Below are 22,120 nucleotides of genomic sequence, written 5' to 3'. Positions count from 1 at the left end.
CCAGCGGCCGGTAAAAAACCGTTACAACAGACCCGCCAACGCCACCCGTCGTCCGGCTCGATAAGACGACAACCCCATGACAACCTACTTTGCCTGGCAAATCGCCTGCCAGATCTCACAGCTCCTTGGCCGGTTCTACGCGCCGTAGCCGCGGCATACCGGCTCCCTCACCGATGCGCCATTGCGTACACTGGAGCGCTTCGCCGCGAAAGAACCTGCCCATGCCCTACCGTTACAGAAAGATGGAATCCCCGGTCGGTAGACTGACCCTGGTCGCCAGGGACCAGACCTCGCTGGTCGCGATCCTCTGGGAACACGAGCGACCCAACCGGGTCCCGCTCGACGATATGCAGTTCGCGGAGGCCAATCCGATCCTGGCGGAAACCGAGCACCAATTGAGCGAGTACTTCGCCGGGAGTCGCACCCGCTTCGAGCTGCCACTCGACTTCCAGGGCACGGAATTCCAGAAAAAGGTCTGGAACGCCCTGCTTACCATTCCCTTCGGCGAGACCCGCAGCTATTCGGAAATCGCAGCGCAAATCGGTAGTCCGAAGGCCGTTCGCGCAGTTGGCGCTGCCAATGGGAAAAATCCGCTTTCCATCGTTGCACCTTGCCATAGGGTGATCGGCGCCTCCGGTGGTCTGACCGGATTTGCCGGAGGGCTGGCAGCCAAGCAATGGCTACTGCGGCTGGAACAGCGACCGACTCGTCCCGAACTGTTCGATACAGCCTGGGAATGCTGAACAGCCTAATGCTCCCAGGACCAGAATGCCTGGTCGCGCCCTGAGCGTGCGTATCCCGACCAAGCCAGGCGGACATGCCAGCGCTTATCGATGCCTGCACTGGCGCCGTTCAGGCTGGCCGAACCAAGAGGCTCGGCATCGCCAAGGCTCGATCGCCAATCGCACTGGACAGTCCTTCAGGAGCGCTGTGCATGCAGTCGCCCCCCCGAAACGACGACATGCAATGCAGCGTTTCTCTTACCTGGTGCTACAAACCAATGCCATGCGCTCATAAGAAAGGTTCTTGTCCTTGGCCGGCAACTGATAATTCGCTGTGCAGCTGCTTCCCTCGCCCCAACGAACCTCCAGGCGCCCCTGGTCTTCGATGCCGAACACCAGCAGTCGGGACAGGTTGTCCACCATGCCAACAACTTTCTCCGACTGGTCATAGGCCTGGGCGCCGAAGGGAATCTTCTCTCCGCTGCTCAGGGTCAGCTCAAACTGGACGCGCCGACCGGACTCGGCGTCGAAGCGCTTGGTCACCACCGCTCCTCGAGTAGGCACAAGCATCTGCGAGTTCTCGGCAATTTCGGTATCGCTGCCGAGCGTATTGGTGTCCAGGTTTACCCAGTTGTAGCGGTAGGGCTGCATGTAGGGAACCACGGCGTAGCCACGCTTGTCGGTGCGCACCGTGTTGTAGCCATCGATGCCCACTCCACCGACGTCAGGCACCTCCACCAGGCCGAACGTCTCGCCCACCGGCTGTCCGAAGGTCACACCGCCCTTGTGAACGACCATGGAGCCGCTGGCTCCCACGTCCAAGTGCTTGTTGTCGCGTCCCTGGCTGTAGTTGGTAGTGAGCTTGGCTGTGGTGGTATCCCATCCCAGGCCAACGCTGCCGGAGTTTCCGGCATCCTTGCTGTAGTTGGCCTGGGCGCTGTAGTTGAGCGTGTTCTTCTCGTCCAGATAACCGGATACGCCCGTATTCAGGCTGGAATCGCCATGCTGCGACGATATCGCACTGGCATAGACCCGATGCGAACGGCTGCTGCTGCCCAATGGAATGCTGATGGAAGCGGTGAATTGGGTGTCCGATTGCCCTACCGGCCCGGTGTCCTGGGTGCGGGATACCGCCAGGCTGTAGCTTGCGTCGCGGACGCTGCCACTGTAGCCAAACTGCCAGCGGCGCGTACTGCCCTGGCGGTTCCAGTATGTGGTTTCGCCGGCGCTGAGGTAGACCGAACTGCGCCGGAACAGAGTCTGGTTCACGGTGAGATCGATACGGCTCTTCTGCCGTCCATAGCTGATGCCGTTCAGATAATCCTCGCTGGACATGTCTTCCACATGCTGGCTGAGCGTCCGATAACCTTCCGTGGAGTAGCGATAGCCCACCATGGTGAAGTTGGTATCGGTGGCGTTGATGGTTTTCGAATAGAGAAAACGCAAGCTCTGCCCCTGGTTCCGCCCCGCTCGCCGGGTATCGGACTGGCTGTGGGTGATGTCTCCGGAGACGCCGCCGAAGGGCGTGTTAAGGCCGATACCAACGTTGAATGCGTTGTACTTTTCCGCAGAAAGCAGGCCGCCGTAGCCGGTGATGTTGTCCGACATGCCATAAACCGCCGTTCCCTGCAGCAGCTTGGGCGAAGGCTGGCCATCCGTGCGGTACTCACCGGCAGCCAGGGCATAACGCAGGTTGCCCTTGCGGGTCATCACCGGCAGATAGGAATAGGATTGTTTGAAGGTCCGCTCGCGTCCATCGGACTCGATGATCTTGATCTCCAGGTCACCATTCGAGCCACTGGGATAGATGTCGGTGATCTCGAAAGCACCTGGCGAAACGCTGGTGGAGTAGATCACATAGCCGTTCTGGCTGACCTCAACCGTCGCATTGGTCTCGGCGATACCACGAACCACCGGTGCATAGCCGATCTCGTTGTCAGGCAACATGCCGATATCGGACTTCAACTGCGCCCCACGCATCCGGACGCTGTCGAAAATCTCACCCTGGGTATATAGCTCCCCGAAGGACAGGGTCCCTTTCAGGGGCCGGATATCGCGTTCGACGTAGGTGCGGCTGCTGGTGAACTTGTTGCGCATGCCGGTGCCACCACTGAAAGAGGAGTCGTTGCGCAAACGCCAACCGAACAGGTTGAAACCGTTGCGCAAACCAAGGTAGCGATAGTCGCTGCTCTGTCCATGAGTGGTATTGCGGCTGAAGTTGGCTTGGTAGTTACTGAAAAAAGCGGTGACGCCATCATCCCAGAGCGAAGGATCGACGTAGCCGCGGGAATGCCGCTGTACATATGCCTGAGGAATACTGACCAGCAGGGCCAGATTGTTGACATCGAACTCCACCGAGGCGCCCGGAATGAGGCCCGGCACATCCAGCGGCATGTTGTTCTCGAGATTGCTCGCTATCAGGTTATCCCGCATCAGGCGGGGAACATCGACCCCCAGGTCCCTCAGCAGGCCAACCTGGATCACCGGTTTAACTTCGCCGGTTTCCGGGCTGGCACTGAAGTTGATATCCTGCCGCTTGACCATCGTCTGGTTCAGATAGATATCGACGCTATAGGAGCCAGGCAGAACCGAACTGCCCTTCTCGAAATAACTCAACTCGACGGGACTGCCGTTCTTCTGCAAGAAATCTTCGTTGAACTCGACTGCGCCAGCCACCCCTGGCAGGGTCATCCCCAAAGCCATGAAATAGGAAGCCCCGGAATAAACGGCTATCTTGAAGTTGAAATTTTCCCTGAAAATGGCCACGAGCTTATTCCTTAGGCTAACTTCCTAATATTCTTGAAACACTCATCCTTGGAGTGGAACGTAGTTTGTACGACCTTGGCGCTAATTAACTACTCCCCCAAAGGGGATACATGCTGATCAAGACCGCCATAGTCATTCACGCTTTGAAACTCGACCTTCATGGCTGCCGCCGAAGCGCTAGCCGGAATATCTTTTACATCGAATCTCTTGCTCGACTTCGGCGCGAGCATATCTGCCGTTACGGCATAAGACTGACCGGCACTTTTCAACTTCACACTGGCAAAGGACACATGAAAAGCGGCGTTATTGGTAGCCTCCACCACAGACCGTCCACCTTGACGAACCAGGCGCCATGTCAGGTTCTTTGCCGCTTCATCTGGCGTTCCCTGGAGACCGACAGGGCGATAGAACACCTTGATTCTCTGACGAAGCGCAATCTGCAGGGTATTATCCGACTTGGACTTCTGCGGAATTTCCTGAACGCTCAAGCGAAACACGCTCTCTCTATCGTTCTGCAGGCCCTGGCCCTGGTAGAGAATGCGTAACGTCTGCTGCTTGTTGGCCCCCAAGCGACTGAGAGGAGGAGTGATGGCGAAAGGAACGTCTTGGGAGTGACTGTCACTCTCGGCCTCCATCCAGGACTGGATCATGACATCCTGGGCGGCTTGGTTCTTTACAAGTATGGAAGCTTCCTTACTGGGGGCTTGCAGTACCACTCGAGTACCACCCAGGGTAATACCTGCACTGGCCAACCCAGAGGAAAGCAAAAGAACACCAGCCCAGAGAATTCTGGAAGAAAGTACATGTTTCATGATGAGTTCTTCTCTGGAAGGAAAGACGGAAAGGAGGGGCATGAAGCCCCTCCTGGGCATACAGACTTAGTTGTAAGTCAGGGTGAACGGCAGGGTGCCGTTGGCGGTACCGGCTTGGGGCGCGTCCGAACCGGACTTCACGTAACCGGCGCGCAGATCCAGCTTGGCGCTATAGGTGAACTTCGGATCGGTGCCTTCCTTGACCAGCGGTGCATCGAAGGTTTCGTTGGCCGACAGGTTCAGCAGGTTGCCGCTGGTGTCGTAGATGCCGATGCCAACGCCGGTGGCGGTGCCGGTGGTCTTCAGCAGGCTGACGTTTTGGGTGTCGATGCCGGAGCCGGAGCGCGGGTCGAACTTGACCTTGACGGTGGTCAGGCCGGTGCCGGTGTCGCCGCAATCCAGCTCCAGGTTGATATTGGTGCCGCCAGCGATACCACCACCAGCGGTGCCGCCCAGCGCGTCGATACTGACCTTACCGAGGTTGACGTCGATGGTCTGGTTGCCCTTGCTGCCACCAACGTTGGTACCGGCACCACCGGTAATGTTGCAGGATGCAGCGGTGATTTCACCGGTGAAGTTGATGGTGCCGTCTGCCGCCATAGCGTTGCCGACAACCAGGCTGGCTACCGCAGCAGCCAGAAGACTTTTCATGGAGATGGACACGATTGAGCTTCCTTTATAATGGTGAAAGTATTTCCACTTGAACTCCCATAAGAGCCGGGACTATTCTCCGAAAAGCTGAATAGGACGACAACGAAGTACTTCCTAGAGAGTTGTATGAAACATCTCCCAGGCATGTATGACTTTTCCTACAATAGATCAACGCCACTGCTCCGGCGAAAGCATTAGCGCATCGATGAACGGCTATAAAAGCAAAGTGAACGCAAGGTAAAGGCCGTGGCAGGACAAGTGTCCCCATGACACCGTTGCACAACGGAAAACATCGACAAACTTCGGCAGGAAGAGAAGAACGATTCGTCCAACGCGGGATAGTCGGAACGGTCGCCATAGAGGACGGCAGTGAGAAGGCCGTTTTTGCGGAGAATGCCTATTCAAGACCAGGAGCGCAGACATGCCTCCTGGAGAGAAAAATGAAAATCCAGAAAAAGCTCGAAAACCCTCGAGCCAGAGTCTAGCTTTTCGGAAGCCTGGCCAATTCGGCCACGACATTACTCTCGAACATCTCGACCTTGCGACTCAATGAAAGTGCATACTCGGTCACCTGTTCCGCAGAATGCCTTTGACTTGAGCATGCCTCCTCAAGCAACACGCAGGATTCGACCAATACAGTGCTTCCCACCACCCTGGCGGCGCCTTTTATTCTGTGCGCGAGTTCCGCCAGCCCCTGCAGGTCGTTGTGCTCGAGCAAGTGCAGCAAGCGGGCGCGATCACTGCGGCTGCTAGCCAGCAGTGTGTCGAGCAAACGCCGCAACGCGGTCGGCTCACCCCCCGTGATGGACTTCAGGGATCGGCTGTCGAACAGGTTCTCCATCGGCTGCTGCGTACTCAGTTCATCTTTCATACAACCTCCATCGATATGCTTCCGGATATGGCAGCCACGTTTCGGCTCCTGCAGTCCGCCACCAGAAAAAACGGCGAACCGCTCCAGCGGCAGGAGCGATTCAACCGCCACGGTCACAATGCCAGGATGGAGCATAAGGGAATTATTCTTCACTCGCTGCCGCCATGCCTGCCTCCCACACCCGCTCCCGCAATCCTTGAACCCTCTTTCCCGTACCACTCGTCGCCGGCACTGTCCACGCTGGGCAAGGTCTTCGATCACGACCAGCCGAGCGGGATCGCTTCCCGCCCTATTCGAGTCAGGAAAGTCCTACGATAAACAAACGCCGGGGTGGACCAAGGCAGGGGATTTTCAGCGGGACACGCTGGATTATTGGATGGCAACTGCTAGCATGGCGCCGGAGGAGCAGGAGCTCCGTCCAGCCCGTCCCACCCGCACCGGAAGCCCGGCCATGAGCGCCTATCGCACGCCTAGTCTCGAAACGCGCCAGCCCCGCTTGAACTGTCCCGCTCCTGCACACTTCTGAACGAGACACGCCGGTGATCCCGCCAGCGCCGCCAAAGTCTCATCACCGGCAACGCCCCCCCCCGGCAGCCAGGGTCATTTGACGCCATCGGGAAACTCGATGTTTCCAGGCCAGAATGGACACCTCCTCCCGCAGGCGCCCTTTTTCCAACACACAAGGACATCCCATGAGGGTAACGGTTCGGCGCGCACTCGCCTTCCTTGTCATGTTCCTTGCCAGCACTACGGCAAGCCAGGCTCAGCAGCCAGCCATCAACCTGTTCGGACGAATAGCCTCGACCACCCGTCCCTGGCTGACCGACATGGACCGGCAATGGCTAGCCAAGCGAGGCCCACTGAGGTTCGGGGTTTCCGCCCCCGACTACCCGCCACTGGAACTGCTGAGCGCCAATCATCTGCAAGGCATCACGGCGGACTATCTGGAACTCCTGTTCGACCAGTCCGTCCAGATCGTCCGGCTTCCATCGAGAGAGGCTGCCCTACAGGCGCTACGCCAGGGCGAGATCGACCTGCTGGGCTCCAGCACTCCCGTGGAGGCCGCCGATAGCAAGATGGTCCTCAGCGAACTGTACCTGCCCGACCAGCCAGTCCTGGTTTCCACGCTCGAGGCACCATTCACCCAGCGTCAAGCCGGCATCAGACTGGCCATTCCTCCAGGCTACCTGAAGGAATCCCAGGTCACCGCCGCCTACCCGGGCAGTCGGCTGTTCCTCTACGAATCGACCAAGAGGGCACTGGAAGCACTGGCCCTCGACGAAGTGGATGCGGCGTTGGGGGACGTGGTCTCGAGTAATTACCTCATCAATACCAACTACTGGGTCAATCTCAAGATCAGGAGCTTCGCCCCCATCGAAAGCCGCGGCTTCGGATTTCTTCTCAGGCCCGGGGACACATGGCTGCGGGACTATCTCGCCAGGGCCGTTCCTGCCGTCTCCGCGCAGTATGGCGACAGCATCCTGCGCAGTTGGAGCGGTGGCCGAAGCATCCGCCTGAGCGACAGCCGGATCGCCCTCACTCCGAGAGAGAACGGCTGGCTGGCCGAGCACCCCAGCGTACGGGTTGTGCTCAATGGCTCGCTGGGAGCCCTCGGGCAGTTCACACAGAACGGCAAGGCGGTGGGCATCGGCCCAGACTACCTGGAGCTCATCAGCCAACGCAGCGGGCTTCGGTTCGAGTATCTTCAGGCGCGGAACTATGCGGAGCTCGACGAAGCGATGGCCAAGGGAAGCGCCCTGCTCTCACCGGTCATGTCCCCGTCTTCGGGGCTACCCCGCTCCATCGAACTGCTTCCCCCCTATCTGCAGTCATCGGTCATCGTCCTTTCCGCGAAAAGCGCCTCGATCACGGACAGAGAGGAGCAGGTTCACCATCTTGCCGAACTGGAAGGCAAGAAAGTGGCGGTCGTTTCCGGTTATTTCCTGGAAAAAGAGATACGCACGCATCATCCGCGCATCAAGCTGGCCGTCTACCCCACCCTCCTCAGGGCCCTGCGCAGCGTCGACGAAGGCACCAGCGACGTCTTCGTCGGCAGTGACTATGCAGCCCGCTTCGTGGTGACCCAGCGGCTCGAGAATCGCCTGAAAGTGACCGGTGTGCTGGACGCCTACAACCGCCCTGTCAGCCTGGCGGTCCAGGCCAGGGAGCAGGAGCTGCGCAGCATCCTGGAAAAGGCCCAGCTCTCGATCACCCCGGAGGAAATCTCCGAGCTCATCAGGAAATGGGAGCCCCGCTACATCACCATCAGGGGAAGCTTCTGGAGGGACCATTTACACACGATCCTCCAGATTGGCGCGATCGCCCTGGTGCTCGTGCTCTTCTCTCTGGTATGGGGACTCTACCTGACCCGCCAGATCCACAGGACCCGCCTGGCGGAGCAAAAGGCGGATGCGGCCAACCAGGCCAAGAGCACGTTCCTCTCCACCATGAGCCACGAGATCCGGACGCCCCTGAGCGCGGTGATCGGGCTTCAGGAGCTCGCGCTACAACGAGCGGAACAGGGCACGATGGACAAGGAATCGCTGCTCGCGGCGCAAAGCGCGGCACAGGGATTGCTGCTGTTGATCGGCAACGTCCTGGATCTCAGCCGAATCGAGTCCGGGCACATCGACTCGACGCCCAGGCCGGTCGCGCTGAAAGCCATGATGGAGGAAATCGCCGAACTGGCAACCAGCCTGGCTCGACAGAAGAAGCTGACCCTCGACAGCGAATACCATGGCGACGTCGAACAATGGGTGACCGTCGATCCGCTGCATCTGAAGCAGATCACATTCAATCTCCTGAGCAATGCCATCAAATTCACCGAGCAGGGCGGCGTGACGATGCGCCTGAGCGGAAACCAGACGCCACGACACCTCCATGTGCAACTGGACGTCATCGATACAGGGATCGGTATTTCAGCGGAAGACTGCTCCAGGTTGTTCCAGCCCTTCTCCCAGGTGGAGTCCGCCCAGCGCGGGCAGGCCTATGGCAGCGGGCTGGGGTTGAACATAACCCAGCGCCTGGTGGAACACCTGAAAGGGCATATCACGCTGCAAAGCGAGCCCGGCAAAGGTTCGCACTTCAGCGTGACGCTGGAGCTGCCCTTGGCCACACCTCCGGAGGCACTGCCGGAACCGCCGGCTCCCCAGGAACGCTCGTCGGACGAGACTCCGCTGAAGATCCTCGTCGCGGATGACCACCCCTTCAATCGCATCGTTCTGGAAGGACAACTGGCGCAGCTCGGACATGCCGTGACGCTTTCGGAAGACGGACTCGAGGCCTGGGAGCAATGGAAGACAGGCCGATTCGACCTGCTCGTCACGGATGGCCACATGCCGAAAATGAACGGTTTCGACCTGGTCGCCCACATCCGTGCGGAGGAACGCGCCTCCGGGCGTAAGCCCTGCAGGATCATCGCCCTGACGGCCAGCGCGGAGGAGGCTATGGTCGAACGCTTCAGGAAAGCGGGGGCGGACGAAGTCCTGTTCAAGCCTGTCTCCCTGGAAATACTGGGTCGCACCCTTCGGAACGGATGATTCGCACCCTGGCCCCGTCCGCAGACAGCGGCAACCACCCAACGCGGTTTCGGGGCATGCTCCGGGATACTTCGGGACCCCGCGGGCCCGGAAATACCGGGATGGCATCCGTGGCTCCCGGCGGAGTCGGCTGGGAGCGAGCCTACCCTCCCCGAACTCACTCGAACGTGCCGAACACCCGGCTGCAGTGCGAATGCGCATCAAGGATTTCCTGGCCGCCGCGGGTCACGTAGTCGACGACCAGCCCGGCGCGACCCTCGAAGCTGATGCTGCACTGGTAGGTCACCCCCCAGCAGGCGAGGCCGGCCATCGGCACGCCGAGATGCGCGAGGCCCCACGCGCGGCCGGCGTTCTCCGGGCAGTCGCCGAGGCGGCGAACTGGCAGGGCCCTGTACGGAAACGTCACGCTCAAGAGCGGCCTGGTGGAGCAGTCGAACTTTCACGATTACCGCCCGCTGCGAATCGGTGAGATGCCGGAAATCGAAGTGTTCATCGTGCCGTCCGGCGAGAAGCCCACCGGCGTGGGCGAGCTTGGCGTGCCAGTGATCGCCCCGGCGGTTGGGAACGCCCTGGTCCAGCTCGGCCGGCCGCGCAGCACGCTCAGTCTGCCGTTCCATCGGCCTGGCGCTCGAGGAGTAGAAGAAAATGATAGACCTGACCGTGAATGACCGGGCGTTGAGCTTCGACGGCTATCCCGAAATGCCGCTGCTCTGGTATCTGCGCGACGAAGCCGGCCTGACCGGCAGCAAGTTCGGTGCGGTATCGCCCTGTGTGGCGCCTGCACCGTTCACCTCGACGGTGTCGCGGTACGCTCCTGCGTGACACCCGCCGGCGCCGCCAGGGGCAAGCGCGTTACCACCATCGAGAGCATTGGCGCTACCGCGATAGGGCAGGCGGTCCAGCGGGCCTGGGTGAAGCTGGACGTGGTGCAATGCGGCTATTGCCAGTCCGGGCAGATCATGAGCGCCGCCGCGTTGCTGGCGCAGCACGCCAAGCCAAGCGATGCCGACAACGCTGGGCGGATGGCCGGACGATCGCCGCCAGCGACACCCGGGCGACAGCGTGGCCGGTTGGGAAGATAATGTCCGAGGCTGCGCGCAGCCGTGTCGTGCCCGGCAGCCCCTCCTACTCGAGAAGCGCGCGGAGTTGCGCCGGAACCTCCATGACTTCGCGCGTCTGCGGAGAAACGCAAACCTGCGTCAGGCTCGCAGTGAATACCACGAGATCAGGCGCGAGACACCCTTCGACCGCGAAAGAGAAGGAATGCGTGCCCACGCTCGACACACTCACCCGCATCGTCAGCTCGTCGTCCCAGGTGAGCGGATGCAGGAACTCCAGGGAGAACGCCCGCGCAGGAGGAAGGATCCTGAAGCCCAGGAGGGTCCTCAGCCCCGGACCTCCCAGCCAGACCCCGAGCGCTTCCTGGATGGCCTCCAGGACGAAATAGGAAAACCGTGGCGTATAGACGATCCCCTCGGGGTCGCAGTCGCCAAACAGTACCGTTCTTTTTATGAAAACCGGGTTGGGCATCGCGTCACTGTCCGCTCGCGAGAAAAGGAGGCCCACTCTAGGAGAGACCCGGCCCGCTGACAAATTCCCAGGCAGGCATGTGCCTGCTCAAGGGATCGCGCAGGCAAGGAGCCATTCCCGTCTCGCCGATAGTGCATCCGTGCTAGTCGCCCCCTCTTGTCGGGTACCCTATGATTCGTCGCCTGGATGGCCCCTCCGCGGCCAGGGATAGACTTGTCAGGGAAAGCAATCATGGCGACACCCATTCTTCATGCTCGGCAGTGGCTGCTGTCGCTCGGCGTCCTGTGCGCCGCCTCCACGGCCTTCGCCGAAGCCTCGGGCGACTACTGGATCGTCTACGGCAAGGGCGAACGCTACCAGAACGAAGTGTTCGTCGCCGACGCCGCCGGCATCCTGCAAAAACCCAAGGGCGTGCAATCCGCCCAGATCATGCAGATCTTCGAAGACCGCTCGATGCCGGTGCTGGCGGCCTATGAGATCCAGTACAAGTGCACCGAGCGCAAGGTTCGCTTCGACAAAGCACATGCCATGAGCCGCCTCGACTATGTCGTGAAGAAGGTGGAAACCGTTCAGGGCTGGATCAATCCGGAAAAGTACGATGACTGGCTGCAGCGCTCGTTCACCTTCATCTGCGCGCCGGCCAACCGCAGCAACAACCAGATGCTGTCGCTGGGCAAGATGACCAGCGCGAACATGGTGCGGACCGTGCAGGCGATGTTCGTCGAGCTGCAAGGCGTGCAGGCCAAAAGCCAGACCATGCGCGACCTGGACGCGATGCTCGGCAACAAGCCGAAATGACCGGAGCGGCGCACGCGCCGCCTCCTGTTGAACGTCGACAAAGACCGGGACGCTGTCCCCTTCCCTCGCTGCGGGGTATTACGCTGGCGGAACGGCGAGCCAGTGGGCAGCTCATGAAGGCGCGCCTGGGAAGATTTCCGGATTGCAGAAATGCAAAAGCCCACCTGAACAGGTGGGCTCTTCATATCGACCCTTGGTCGACGCTGGCCGTCTCTCGGCCCGGATTGCTGCAATCCGCTGGCCCTAGAACGCTAGCCTTACGGGGATTTGCAACGCTCCCTTGTAAAAATGGTGGGTCGTGTAGGATTCGAACCTACGACCAATTGGTTAAAAGCCAACTGCTCTACCGACTGAGCTAACGACCCAACGCGAGGCGTATAATACTGATTTCTAACGTAAAAACAACACCCCTCGCGAATTTTTTTCAGAAATATGGCGTCGGGTCGGAAATACCAGCCGCCGCGAAGCCATCCGCACGCAACCGACAGCTATCGCATTTGCCGCACGCCCGCCCCTGTTCATCGGCCTGGTAGCAGGACACCGTAAGGCTGTAATCCACCCCGCGTGCGATGCCCGCCTGGATGATCTGCGCCTTGGACAGGTACTGCAGCGGCGCCTGGATACGGAAGCCGTTGCCCTCCACGCCCGCCTTGGTCGCCAGGTTTGCCAGCCGCTCGAACGCCTCGACGAATTCGGGGCGGCAATCCGGATAGCCCGAGTAATCCACCGCGTTCACGCCGATGAAGATGTCATGGGCGTCGAGCACTTCGGCCCAGCCCAGGGCGAGCGAGAGGAACACCGTATTGCGCGCCGGCACATAGGTTACCGGTATCCCCTCGCCGGGCGCCTCGGGCACGGCGATGCTGGTGTCGGTCAAGGCCGAACCGCCCATGCCATTGAGGTCGAGCCCTATCACCTTGTGCTCGATCACGCCCAATTGCCGGGCCACGCGCTCGGCGGCCTGCAGCTCGGCGCGATGGCGCTGGCCGTAGTCGAAACTCATGGTGTAGCAGGCGTAGCCGTCGGCCTTGGCCATGGCGACAACGGTGGCGGAGTCGAGGCCGCCGGAGAGCAGGATGACCGCTTTCTTCTGGTTCATGATGGATTCCTCGTCTCAATGGCCCGGTTCGTCGTTCCAGAGAATCTTGTGCAGTTGCAATTGCAGGCGGACCGGCAGGTTGTCGGCCACGATCCAATCGGCCAGTTCGCGCGCGCTGACCTGATGGTGGCTCGGCGAGAACAGGACTTCACCGGCACGCTGGTCGAGGCGGTACTCGATCAGCTTGGATACCGCCCAGTCGTAGTCCTCTCGCGAACAGACGACGAACTTCACCTGATCGTTGTCGGTCAGCAACGGGATGTTTTCGTATCGGTTGCGTCCGACCTCGCCAGATCCCGGCGTCTTGAGATCGAGAACCTTGCTTACGCGCGGATCGACCCGTGACACGTCGAGAGCCCCGCTGGTTTCCAGGGAAACCTCGTAGCCGGCGTCACAGAGCCGTTCCAGCAAAGAGATGCAATTCGGCTGGGCCAGCGGCTCCCCGCCGGTCACGCAGATGTAGCGGGGCTTGTAGGCGGCAACCCGCTCGAGAATAGCGTCCAGGCTAACGACGTCGCCGCCGCTGAAGGCATAGGCGGTATCGCAATAGTGACAGCGCAGGGGGCAGCCGGTCAGGCGCACGAAGACCGTCGGCAAGCCGGCGGTACGTGTTTCCCCCTGCAACGAGTAGAAAATCTCGGTGATGCGCAGGGTCTGTTGCATATTCAGCCACGGGCGTGACGACTGAACAGGTCGTCCGCCTCCGTTGCGGTAAATGAAGGAGCGCCACGGGACGTATCCTGTCGTGGCGCTCGAAATCCCGGAAAGTCTCGCGTGGAGAGGCACGAAGATCAGCCGAGCTGAAACCATGCAGCTTCACGGGGGCGCCGATTCTAACGAAAAAACCCGCGACAGGCGCGGGTTTGTTCATCGGGGACGGGATCAGCGAAGGTTCTTCAGGTCGCGCTGCGCCAGTTGGGCGGCCGAAGTGCCCGGGTACTGGGAAATGACCTGCTGAAGGATGCCCTTGGCCTTGTCGTTGTTACCCAGGCGACGCTCGACGTCCGCCAGCTTGTACAGCGAGTCGGGCACCTTCTGGCTGCTGGGGTAGCTCTGGCTGACCCGCGCGAAGGCCTGGCCGGCACCTTGCAGGTCGCCCTTGGCCAGGTTCACCTCGCCGAGCCAATACTGGGCGTTGCCGGAGTACTGGCTGTTCGGGTACTTGCGCAAGAAGGCATTGAACGCCTGGCTCGCCTTGTCGAAATCCTTGCTCTTTATCAGGTCGAAGGCCGCGTCGTAATAGAGCTTCTCCTTCGCCGGGTCGCCCGGCTCACTGCTCGGCGCCGGTGCGTTGTTGCCTGCGGGAGCCGCAGGCGCCCCATTGGCGTTGATGGCGCCAGCGGGTGCGGAATTCTGTGCAGCGGGAGCACCACCACCGGAAATCCGACGGTCGAGGTCCTGGTAGCGTTCCAGGCTTTCCTGCTTGAGCTGCTGGATCTGGTTCTGCTGTTCTTCGAGCGTGCCACGCAGGCGAGCCAACTCGTCCTGCATCTGCTGGAGCTGCATGAACAGTTCGCCCTGCACGGAGGTGGGGGTTGTCACCCCACCTCCGGCAAAGGCGCCGCCGGCACCTGCCGTGCCATACCCGGAAGGAGGTACGTTGCCGCCATTGTTGGCGGCAACGCCGTCATACACAGGAACTTCCGCCCAGGCCGCGAATGGCAGGCTGAGCGCGAGGAACGTCAGGACACGCAGGTGCTTGGGCATAACGACTTCTTACTTCTTCAGCTCGACGCGACGGTTCTGAGCCCAGGACTGCTCGTCGTGGCCGGTGGCGACCGGACGCTCTTTGCCGTAGGAAACCAGTTCCAGCTGAGCCGGCGAAACGCCCTGCAGCACCAGGTAGCGCTGAACGGCCTTGGCACGACGCTCGCCCAGGGCCATGTTGTACTCGCGGGTACCGCGCTCGTCGGTGTGGCCTTCCAGCACTACGCGCTGACCGCTGCCTTTCAGGTCTTTCGCGTGTACGTCCAGAGCGCGCATGGCTTCCGGCTTCAGGTCGGAGCTGTCGTACTCGAAGTAGAAGGTGGTGATCGCACGCAGAGCGGCTTCGTCGCTCAGGCTGCCGTCAACGGCACCGCTGTTGGCGCCGTAGCCTGCGTTCGGGTCGACGCCGCCATTGGCACCTTCACCGGAAGCATCGCCGCCCTTGGAGGAGCAACCCACAGCCACAGCCATGGCCAGAGCCAGCGCAGCAAATTTGCCGAATTTCAGCATTTCCATCATGTAACTCCTAATGAACCCCAGTGTATAAGTTTGTAACCGTTGGCGACCGTCAGTTCAGGTAAGGGGACCAGGAAGGCTCGCGCACATCGCCCTGAGCGGTAGGGAGAGGTATCCGTACGCGTCCGTTGATGGATACGAGCATCAGCACGCCCCGGTCCTGCTGGCGGGTGGCGTAGATTAGCATGGTGCCATTGGGCGCAACAGTGGGCGAATCGTCCAGAGTGGTGTTCGACAGCACCCGCAGATTGCCGCGCTGGAGGTCCTGGGCGGCGATCTGGAAGTTGGTATAGCCCTGCTGGCGGTGAACCATTACCAGGGTCTTCTCGTCGGCCGAGAGTTTCGGGTTGGCGTTGTAGTTGCCGATGAAGGTTACCCGGTCCACGGCACCGCTGTTCACGTTCATCTTGTAGATCTGCGGCTTGCCGCCACGGTCCGAGGTGAAGTACAGGGTAGAGCCGTCCTTGCCCCAGAAGGGTTCGGTATCGATCGCCAGGTTGTTGGTCAGGCGGCGCAGGGCGCGGCTGCCAAGGTCCATGACGTAGATTTCCGGGTTGCCGTCGCGCGACAGGACGAAGGCCAGGCGGTTGCCGTCAGGGGAGAATGCCGGAGCGCCATTCAGGCCCTCGAAATTGGTGATCTGCTCACGACGGCCAGTATCGACGTACTGGATGAAGATACGCGGGCGCTTCTGTTCGAAGGAGACATAGGCGATACGGCGGCCATCGGGCGAGAAGCGCGGCGACACGATGGGCTCGCGCGACTGCAGCAGGGTCACCGGGCGGGCGCCGTCGTAGTCGGAGCGCTGCAAGGTATAGCGGGTGTTGTCGACCGAGAAACGCTCGGCGGTGACATAGAGCATCTTGGTGGAGAACGCACCCTTGATACCGGTGAGCTTCTCGAACGACTGGTCGGCGATGTAGTGCGACATGTCGCGGAGCTGATCGGTGCTGCCGGTCACGCTGCCGGTCAGGACCTGCTGCTCGGTGCCGACATCGAACAATGCGTACTGCACCTGCAGGCGTCCGCCGGCAGGCACGATGTTGCCGACCATCACGTAGTTGACGCCAACTGCCTTCCAGTCACGGAAGATCACTTCGCTGGCCTGCGCCGGCTGGCTGATCATGTTCTGCCGGGGCAGCGGCTCGAAGTAGCCGGAGTTGCGCAGGTCGTTGCCGATGATATTGGACATATCTTCCGGCAACACGTTGCCCCCCTGGAAGCCGAACGGCACCACGGCGATGGGAATGGCACGGTCGTTACCGCTGGAGATCACCAGCGGGTCGGCAGCCTGCGCAGCACCTGCCACCAGGGCCAGGGCGAACAGCGCAATGCGAATCAGGGTACTCACAGACTCAAATCCTCCGGTTTAAAGATGATGCGGCGCTGACGATACAGGCTGTCGAAGGTAGCCCGCGGCAATTGCTGCATCTCGGGAATACGGCCGACGTTACGCACCGCCGCCACCGCCGAACTGTCGAAAGGCTTGTCGCCACTCGAACGGCTGACGCTGGCATTGGTGATGGTACCGTCCGGCAGCATTTCGATCAGTACTTCTACGCTCATTCCATTACGCGCCGATGGAGGACGCCGCCACTGCTGGCTCACCAGGTTGACGATCAGGTCGTCGAGACTGCCGGTGACCTCGCTGCCCACCTCGTCGGCCAGGGCCTGCTGGCGCTCGGTCGTATCCGAAAGCAACTCGGCCAATGCCTGTGCCTTCTTGTCCTCGGCAGCCTTGCGGGCTGCCGCGGCAGCGGCGGCGGCCTTTTTCTTGGCGGCCTCGACGGCGGCTTTCTTCTTCGCCGCTTCCGCAGCAGCCTTCTTCTTGGCCTCCTCGGCCGCTTTCTTCTTCGCGTCCTCGGCTGCCTTCTTCTTCGCGTCCTCAGCGGCCTTTTTCTTGGCCTCGTCCTCGGCGCGCTTCTTGGCTATGTCAGCCTGCTTTTTCTGCTCGGCGGCCTTGGCCTCGGCAGCTTTCTTGGCTTCATCGGCCTTCTTCGCCTCGGCGGCTTTCTGGGCCTCGGCCTTTCGAGCCTCGTCAGCCTTCTTTTGTTCCGCCGCTTTCGCCGCAGCGACCTGCTGCTGTTCCAGCTTTTGTTGCTCGAGTTTCTGCTGCTCGAGCTTCTTCTGTTCGAGCTGCTCGACTTCGTATTGCTTGGAGGCGGTCTTCTTCGCCTCGCCAGCGATCTTCTGGTTGGTCTGGGTCGTCGCCTGGCTCTTCGACTTGAGCTGGTAGAGCGTGGCCTGCACGATCGGCTTGGAGGGAGGAAGCTCCGGAGCAAACGCCCAGCTGACGAACAGCATGGCGAAGATCAGAACGTGCAGGACCACCGCCAGGACGACGGGCCAGAAATAACTCTCGGAAGGCGAGCGTTCGAACTGTTGCTTCAAGATCAGGGGGCCTCGGTAATCAACCCGACGTTGGGCACACCGGCCTGCTGCAAGGCACCCATGGCGCCAACCACCGCACCATAGTTCACCGCCTTGTCGCCGCGGATGAATACCTGGGTGTCCGGACGGGCACTCATGATCTTGGTGACTGCATCGGTCATCTGTTCCAACGACACGGCACTATCGGTCTGTTTTTCAGTATCCACTTCGCTGCCGACGTTCCAGTAATAGGAACCGTCGGCTTTTACCGAAAGGGTCAGGACCTGCTTGTTGTTGTCCTGAGGCAGCGCCTCGCTGGACACCTTCGGCAGGTCGACCTTGACCCCCTGGTTGAGCATCGGTGCGGTCACCATGAAAATCACCAGCAGTACCAGCATCACGTCGATGTAAGGCACCACGTTCATTTCCGCGACCGGCTTGCGCTTGTGACGAACCCTTGCCATATCGGCTTACCTCTCAGTCGTCTTAGTCGTCGCTGGTGTGCACCTTGCGGTGCAGGATGGCCTGGAACTCGTCGGCGAAGGTGTAGTAACGACCGATCAGCATCTCAGAACGTGCGGAGAAGCGGTTGTAGGCGATGACCGCGGGGATCGCGGCGAACAGGCCGATGGCGGTGGCGATCAGCGCTTCGGCGATACCCGGGGCGACGGTGGCCAGGGTAGCCTGCTGCACGGTGGCCAGGCCACGGAAGGAATTCATGATACCCCAGACGGTACCGAACAGGCCGACGTACGGGCTGGTGGAGCCGACGGTTGCCAGGAATGGCAGGCTGGCTTCGAGTTTCTCCTCCTCACGGGAGATGGCCACACGCATGGCGCGCGCCACACCCTCCATCACCGCATCGGGATCGACGCCGGGCTGCTGGCGCAGCCGGGAAAATTCCTTGAAGCCGGCACGGAAGATCTGCTCGACGCCGGAGTCCGGGTCCGGATTGCTACCGGCCTGGCGATACAGCTTGGACAGGTCGATGCCCGACCAGAAGCGTTCTTCGAAGGCATCCAGTGCCTTCTTGGCGGCGCGCATGGCATTACCGCGCTGGAAAATCATGATCCAGGATGTGACCGAGGCGGCCACGAGGGTCAGCATGACCAGCTGCACCACGATACTGGCGTTGCTGATCAGGCTCCACATGGAGGTATGGTCGACGACATTCGGTTCCACTTTAATCTCCTGCTGAAAAAGAATCCGGGCTTCCGGCAAAAGCCGCACGCAACGTTTCGGGGATAGCACGTGGCTTCAGGGTGTCCGCTCGCACGCACGCCACCAGGAACCGCCCCTCGCAGAGCAGGACGGAGTCCGACGCTCGACGAACCTGTTGACGAAACTTCAGGCTCGCCCGGTTCAACTCCTCGACCTCGGCACTGACAAGCAGTTCATCGTCGAGCTTGGCCGGGGCGTGGTAACGCGCCTCGGCGGAGTGCACGACGAACAGCAGATTGTCGCCGACCAGTTGCGATTGGGCGAACCCCAAAGCTCGCAGCCGCTCGGTCCGAGCCCGTTCCATGAACTTGAGATAGTTGACGTAATAGACGATGCCGCCGGCATCCGTGTCTTCGTAATAGACCCGGAAACGCTGCTGGAACGGCTTTCCCCCGTGTTGCGCGCGCATACTCTAGAACCAAGTCCCGGCTTTGCCAATCGGCAATCGCCCACAAATGCAATTAATTACCATCTTCAGACGTGAACAGATCCGTCGTCACCCCCGCCCCCAACCTTTTCGGAATATTCAGGCCAAAGTGCAGGTACGCATGGCGGGTTACCACTCGCCCCCGCGGTGTCCGCATGATGTAGCCCTGCTGGATCAGATAGGGCTCCAGTACATCTTCGATCGTGTGCCGTTCCTCGCTCAACGCCGCAGCCAAGTTATCGATTCCTACAGGCCCGCCATCGAACTTGTCGATCATGGTCAGCAGCAGACGACGGTCGAGGTGGTCGAAGCCACGCTCGTCGACATCGAGCAGGTTCAATGCCTTATCGGCGATCACCCGGGTAATGTCGCCCTGCCCCCGGACCTCGGCGAAGTCGCGTACCCGGCGCAGCAGGCGGTTGGCGATTCGCGGCGTACCGCGGGCGCGCTTGGCGATTTCCGCCGCGCCCTGCGGCTCGATCTCCAGGCCGAGAATGCCGGCCGACCGACTGACGATGGTCGCCAGGTCCTCGATGTTGTAGAACTCCAGGCGCTGGACGATACCGAAGCGATCGCGCAGTGGATTGGTCAGCATGCCGGCACGAGTGGTCGCGCCGACCAGGGTGAACGGCGGCAGGTCCAGCTTGATGGAGCGGGCCGCGGGCCCTTCGCCGATCATGATGTCCAGCTGGAAATCTTCCATGGCCGGATACAGCACTTCTTCGACGATGGGCGAAAGACGGTGGATCTCGTCGACGAACAGGACGTCGCCGGCCTCCAGGTTGGTCAGCAACGCAGCGAGATCGCCGGGACGCTCGAGCACCGGCCCGGAAGTACTCTTGATGGAAACGCCCATTTCCTGGGCGATGATATTCGCCAGGGTCGTCTTGCCCAGCCCCGGCGGACCGAAGATCAGCGTATGGTCGAGCGCCTCCTGGCGGCCGCGCGCGGCATGGATGAACAGTTCCATCTGCTCGCGCACGCTGGGCTGGCCGATGTAGTCGGCCAGCTTCAGCGGGCGAATGGCGCGGTCCAGCTGCTCGTCGCGTTCGCGACCGGAAACGGCGGATATGAGGCGATCAGGCTCGATCATCGGGCGCCACCTAGACCATGCCCTTCAGGGCCTGGCGGATCATTTCTTCGCTGGACAAATCCTCTCCCGGTACGGCTGCGACGGCACGACTGGCTTCCTGTGGCTTGAAGCCGAGGGCGATCAGCGCGCTGACTGCATCGGCCTCGGCGCTTGAGACTGTAGCGCTGGCACGGGGTTCCATCACCAACGGTGCAATCGTGGGCATGTTTTCCCAAGCCTTGAAGCGGTCCTTCAACTCCACCAGCAGGCGCTCGGCGGTCTTCTTGCCAACACCGGGGATCTTCACCAGGGTGGAGGTGTCCTGAGCCTGGACGCAACGCACCAGTTCGTCCACTTCCAGGCCCGACATCAGCGCCAGGGCCAGTTTCGGACCCACGCCGTTGAGCCGGATCAGCTCACGGAACAGCTCTCGCTCGCGCTTTTCGGCGAAGCCATAGAGCAAGTGCGCATCCTCACGCACAACCAGATGGGTATGCAAGGTCACCGGCTCGCCCACCGAAGGCAACCGATAGAGGGTCGTCATCGGCACTTCCACTTCATAGCCGACGCCATTCACATCGAGGATCAGGTGCGGCGGCTGTTTCTCCGCCAGGGTGCCACGCAAGCGTCCGATCACGAAGAGCTTTCCTTATTCAAAGACGCAGGCGCCCGCCACGTCGGCGTGCGCCCACCAGGCCATGAGGGACCAGACTCTGTTGGGTATGGGCATGACACAGGGCGATGGCCAGGGCGTCGGAGGCATCGATCTGCGGTTTCTGGGTCAGCTTCAACAGATGCATGACCATCATCTGCACCTGCTGCTTGTCTGCACCGCCGGTCCCCACGACTGCCTGCTTGACCTGCGAGGCGGTGTACTCCGCCACGCTCAACCCCTCCTCCATCGCCGCGACGATGGCCGCCCCCCGCGCCTGCCCCAGCTTCAGGGCCGAATCGGCGTTGCGCGCCATGAACACCTGCTCGATGCTCAGGGCCGTCGGGCCATGGGTGCGGATCACCTCGCGGACGCTGCGAAACACCACGTGCAGACGCTCGTGCAAGGGGCCATTGCCGGTCCGTATACATCCGGACGCCACGTATTCGCAACCGCGCGCCGTTTCCCGCACCACGCCGAAGCCGGTGATGCGCGAGCCCGGGTCAATCCCTAGAATCAAAGTCATAAGCTGGATACTAAAAGCCGGAAGCGGGGTTCGAACGCATCAAGCGTACCCCACTTCCGGCTTCGCGTTATCGCTCCGATCGGCTCAGCCGAGCTGCGCCATTACGTCGTCCGGGATATCGGCATTGGAATAGACGTTCTGCACGTCGTCCAGGTCCTCGAGCATGTCGATCAGCTTGAGCACCTTCTGCGCGGTTTCCAGGTCCAGGGTCGCGGTGGTCGAAGGGATCATGGTGACTTCGGCTTCGTCGCCCTTGAATCCGGCGGCGGCCAGCGCCTCGTTCACCGAAATGAAGTCGGCGAAGGTGGTGAACACGTCGATGGAGCCATCGTCGTTGACTACCACGTCATCGGCGCCAGCCTCCAGTGCCGCGTCCATCAGCGCTTCCTCGTCCACACCGGGAGCGAAGCTGATCTGTCCCTTGCGCTCGAACATGTAGGCGACCGAACCGTCGGTGCCCAGGTTGCCGCCACACTTGCTGAAGGCATGACGCACTTCCGCAGCGGTACGGTTGCGGTTGTCGGTCATCGCCTCGACGATGATCGCCACGCCGCTCGGCGCATAGCCTTCATAGGAAAGCTCGACCATGTTGTCGGCATCGTTGGAGCCGACGCCGCGCGCAATGGCACGGTCGATGGTATCGCGGGTCATGTTGGCGGTCAGCGCCTTGTCCACGGCCAGGCGCAGACGCGGGTTGTCCGCCGGAACGCCACCGCCCTGCCTTGCAGCGACGGTCAGCTCACGGATCAGCTTGGTGAAGATCTTGCCTTTCTTGGCATCTTGCCGCTCTTTGCGGTGCTTGATGTTGGCCCATTTAGAATGACCAGCCATAACTCACTCC

General features: G+C 61.1%; 24 protein-coding genes, 1 tRNA gene and 1 pseudogene. 6 read left to right on the top strand and 20 right to left on the bottom strand.

Features of this window, described 5'->3' with window-relative positions; genetic code table 11:
- The first annotated feature begins 221 nt into the window (after positions 1–221).
- Positions 222–743 carry a methylated-DNA--[protein]-cysteine S-methyltransferase gene (locus HMPREF2886_RS11460; protein ID WP_033976610.1) on the top strand — a complete coding sequence of 174 codons (522 nt, stop codon included), beginning with the start codon at positions 222–224 and terminating at the stop codon, positions 741–743.
- 237 nt (positions 744–980) lie between these two features.
- On the opposite strand, the gene HMPREF2886_RS11455 is transcribed toward HMPREF2886_RS11460, so the two are convergent.
- From HMPREF2886_RS11455 to HMPREF2886_RS11440, 4 genes are all read right to left on the bottom strand, one after another.
- The gene (locus HMPREF2886_RS11455) at positions 981–3,488 is read right to left on the bottom strand and encodes a fimbria/pilus outer membrane usher protein (RefSeq protein ID WP_033976608.1); all 2,508 of its coding nucleotides are present in this window, start codon (positions 3,486–3,488) and stop codon (positions 981–983) included.
- An 89-nt stretch (positions 3,489–3,577) separates the two neighbouring features.
- A complete protein-coding gene (locus HMPREF2886_RS11450; protein ID WP_033976821.1) occupies positions 3,578–4,300 on the bottom strand; it encodes a fimbrial biogenesis chaperone in 723 nt (240 codons plus the stop codon).
- 66 nt (positions 4,301–4,366) lie between these two features.
- Positions 4,367–4,963, bottom strand: coding sequence for a fimbrial protein (locus tag HMPREF2886_RS11445; RefSeq protein WP_033973527.1), 597 nt, complete (start codon positions 4,961–4,963; stop codon positions 4,367–4,369).
- Between the two features lie 469 nt (positions 4,964–5,432).
- Positions 5,433–5,792, bottom strand: coding sequence for an Hpt domain-containing protein (locus HMPREF2886_RS11440; RefSeq protein ID WP_230393210.1), 360 nt, complete (start codon positions 5,790–5,792; stop codon positions 5,433–5,435).
- A gap of 722 nt (positions 5,793–6,514) precedes the next feature.
- Here HMPREF2886_RS11440 and HMPREF2886_RS11435 point away from each other — a divergent pair.
- Positions 6,515–9,361 (top strand): ATP-binding protein, encoded by a 2,847-nt coding sequence (locus HMPREF2886_RS11435; RefSeq protein WP_052435806.1) that lies wholly within the window; start codon positions 6,515–6,517, stop codon positions 9,359–9,361.
- 157 nt (positions 9,362–9,518) lie between these two features.
- Here the strand turns inward: HMPREF2886_RS11435 and HMPREF2886_RS34845 are convergent, their stop codons facing one another.
- Positions 9,519–9,767 carry a hypothetical protein gene (locus HMPREF2886_RS34845; RefSeq protein ID WP_162492488.1) on the bottom strand — a complete coding sequence of 83 codons (249 nt, stop codon included), beginning with the start codon at positions 9,765–9,767 and terminating at the stop codon, positions 9,519–9,521.
- Here HMPREF2886_RS34845 and HMPREF2886_RS33200 point away from each other — a divergent pair.
- From HMPREF2886_RS33200 to HMPREF2886_RS35305, 3 genes and pseudogenes are all read left to right on the top strand, one after another.
- Positions 9,766–10,029, top strand: a pseudogene (locus HMPREF2886_RS33200) (hypothetical protein); the annotation flags it as partial. The gene HMPREF2886_RS34845 and the pseudogene HMPREF2886_RS33200 overlap by 2 nt on opposite strands.
- A complete protein-coding gene (locus HMPREF2886_RS35310; protein WP_371254593.1) occupies positions 10,007–10,183 on the top strand; it encodes a (2Fe-2S)-binding protein in 177 nt (58 codons plus the stop codon). The pseudogene HMPREF2886_RS33200 and the gene HMPREF2886_RS35310, both read left to right, overlap by 23 nt.
- Complete coding sequence (locus HMPREF2886_RS35305; protein ID WP_371915121.1) at positions 10,180–10,443, top strand: (2Fe-2S)-binding protein; 264 nt, start codon at positions 10,180–10,182, stop codon at positions 10,441–10,443. The genes HMPREF2886_RS35310 and HMPREF2886_RS35305 overlap by 4 nt, the downstream gene beginning before the upstream one ends.
- A gap of 43 nt (positions 10,444–10,486) precedes the next feature.
- Here HMPREF2886_RS35305 and HMPREF2886_RS11420 read toward each other — a convergent pair whose 3' ends face one another.
- Entirely contained in the window at positions 10,487–10,891 is a 405-nt protein-coding gene (locus HMPREF2886_RS11420; RefSeq protein ID WP_033973531.1) for an acyl-CoA thioesterase, read from the bottom strand.
- A 231-nt stretch (positions 10,892–11,122) separates the two neighbouring features.
- Between HMPREF2886_RS11420 and HMPREF2886_RS11415 the strand changes: the two genes are divergently transcribed.
- Positions 11,123–11,689, top strand: a complete 567-nt coding sequence (locus tag HMPREF2886_RS11415) for a hypothetical protein (protein ID WP_033976605.1) — start codon at positions 11,123–11,125, stop codon at positions 11,687–11,689.
- A gap of 289 nt (positions 11,690–11,978) precedes the next feature.
- On the opposite strand, the gene HMPREF2886_RS11410 is transcribed toward HMPREF2886_RS11415, so the two are convergent.
- The 14 genes from HMPREF2886_RS11410 to HMPREF2886_RS11345 form a co-directional block, all read right to left on the bottom strand.
- A tRNA-Lys gene (locus tag HMPREF2886_RS11410) sits at positions 11,979–12,054 on the bottom strand.
- A 59-nt stretch (positions 12,055–12,113) separates the two neighbouring features.
- A complete protein-coding gene (queC, locus tag HMPREF2886_RS11405) occupies positions 12,114–12,788 on the bottom strand; it encodes a 7-cyano-7-deazaguanine synthase QueC (RefSeq protein ID WP_033971087.1) in 675 nt (224 codons plus the stop codon).
- A 15-nt stretch (positions 12,789–12,803) separates the two neighbouring features.
- On the bottom strand, positions 12,804–13,451 hold the full coding sequence (gene queE / locus HMPREF2886_RS11400) for a 7-carboxy-7-deazaguanine synthase QueE (RefSeq protein WP_023107103.1): 648 nt from the start codon (positions 13,449–13,451) through the stop codon (positions 12,804–12,806).
- Positions 13,452–13,670: 219 nt separating this feature from the next.
- Entirely contained in the window at positions 13,671–14,495 is an 825-nt protein-coding gene (ybgF, locus tag HMPREF2886_RS11395) for a tol-pal system protein YbgF (RefSeq protein ID WP_003140772.1), read from the bottom strand.
- 9 nt (positions 14,496–14,504) lie between these two features.
- Positions 14,505–15,011: a peptidoglycan-associated lipoprotein Pal gene (pal, locus tag HMPREF2886_RS11390; RefSeq protein WP_003111417.1), complete on the bottom strand. Its 507-nt coding sequence runs from the start codon at positions 15,009–15,011 to the stop codon at positions 14,505–14,507.
- Between the two features lie 52 nt (positions 15,012–15,063).
- A complete protein-coding gene (gene tolB / locus HMPREF2886_RS11385; protein ID WP_003086128.1) occupies positions 15,064–16,362 on the bottom strand; it encodes a Tol-Pal system beta propeller repeat protein TolB in 1,299 nt (432 codons plus the stop codon).
- Positions 16,359–17,402: a cell envelope integrity protein TolA gene (gene tolA, locus HMPREF2886_RS11380; protein WP_003117096.1), complete on the bottom strand. Its 1,044-nt coding sequence runs from the start codon at positions 17,400–17,402 to the stop codon at positions 16,359–16,361. Before tolA ends, tolB begins: the two co-directional genes overlap by 4 nt.
- Before the next feature lie 2 nt (positions 17,403–17,404).
- Positions 17,405–17,845 carry a protein TolR gene (tolR, locus tag HMPREF2886_RS11375; RefSeq protein WP_003086126.1) on the bottom strand — a complete coding sequence of 147 codons (441 nt, stop codon included), beginning with the start codon at positions 17,843–17,845 and terminating at the stop codon, positions 17,405–17,407.
- A gap of 22 nt (positions 17,846–17,867) precedes the next feature.
- The gene (gene tolQ / locus HMPREF2886_RS11370) at positions 17,868–18,563 is read right to left on the bottom strand and encodes a protein TolQ (RefSeq protein WP_003086125.1); all 696 of its coding nucleotides are present in this window, start codon (positions 18,561–18,563) and stop codon (positions 17,868–17,870) included.
- 1 nt (position 18,564) lies between these two features.
- Positions 18,565–19,011 (bottom strand): tol-pal system-associated acyl-CoA thioesterase, encoded by a 447-nt coding sequence (gene ybgC / locus HMPREF2886_RS11365; RefSeq protein WP_003086124.1) that lies wholly within the window; start codon positions 19,009–19,011, stop codon positions 18,565–18,567.
- 52 nt (positions 19,012–19,063) lie between these two features.
- Positions 19,064–20,122 (bottom strand): Holliday junction branch migration DNA helicase RuvB, encoded by a 1,059-nt coding sequence (gene ruvB, locus HMPREF2886_RS11360; RefSeq protein WP_033971089.1) that lies wholly within the window; start codon positions 20,120–20,122, stop codon positions 19,064–19,066.
- A 10-nt stretch (positions 20,123–20,132) separates the two neighbouring features.
- A complete protein-coding gene (ruvA, locus tag HMPREF2886_RS11355) occupies positions 20,133–20,738 on the bottom strand; it encodes a Holliday junction branch migration protein RuvA (RefSeq protein ID WP_003086122.1) in 606 nt (201 codons plus the stop codon).
- A 16-nt stretch (positions 20,739–20,754) separates the two neighbouring features.
- Positions 20,755–21,279 (bottom strand): crossover junction endodeoxyribonuclease RuvC, encoded by a 525-nt coding sequence (gene ruvC, locus HMPREF2886_RS11350; protein ID WP_003112575.1) that lies wholly within the window; start codon positions 21,277–21,279, stop codon positions 20,755–20,757.
- An 84-nt stretch (positions 21,280–21,363) separates the two neighbouring features.
- A complete protein-coding gene (locus HMPREF2886_RS11345; RefSeq protein WP_003086107.1) occupies positions 21,364–22,110 on the bottom strand; it encodes a YebC/PmpR family DNA-binding transcriptional regulator in 747 nt (248 codons plus the stop codon).
- Between the last annotated feature and the right edge of the window lie 10 nt (positions 22,111–22,120).

Origin of the sequence: Pseudomonas sp. HMSC066A08 (genome assembly GCF_001813025.1) — a bacterium.
GTDB lineage: Bacteria > Pseudomonadota > Gammaproteobacteria > Pseudomonadales > Pseudomonadaceae > Pseudomonas > Pseudomonas aeruginosa.
This window is presented reverse-complemented; position numbering and strand designations above follow the sequence as displayed.